The 263-nt window shown below is 63.1% G+C and carries 1 protein-coding gene; it reads right to left on the reverse strand.

Annotated elements, in window-relative coordinates; genetic code table 11:
• The coding region (locus tag AAEY83_RS15965) for an FAD-dependent oxidoreductase (protein WP_351060539.1) at positions 1-249 on the reverse strand (249 nt) is incomplete at its 3' end.
• Between the last annotated feature and the right edge of the window lie 14 nt (positions 250-263).

Consider the following 263-nt stretch of genomic DNA (forward strand, 5'->3'; position numbering starts at 1 on the left):
ATCGAAAACGATCTCGGTCTCGAACCGCTCGGCGTGCTCGCGCATGCGCTCCATCAGCACCGGGCCGGTCAGACCATGAACATCACCCGGCCAGTTGTCGACTTCGGTGGTGGTGGTCAGTTGACCGCCGGCCTGCATGCCGGTGATCAGCAGTGGCTTGAGGTTGGCGCGGGCCGCGTAGACCGCAGCGCTGTAGCCGGCGGGGCCGGAACCGAGAATGATCACTCGCGAATGACGGACTTCAGACATGAATCTGCTCCTGT

The organism is Psychrobacter sp. TB20-MNA-CIBAN-0197 (assembly GCF_040309765.1).
In the GTDB taxonomy this organism is placed as follows: Bacteria; Pseudomonadota; Gammaproteobacteria; order Pseudomonadales; family Moraxellaceae; genus Psychrobacter; species Psychrobacter submarinus.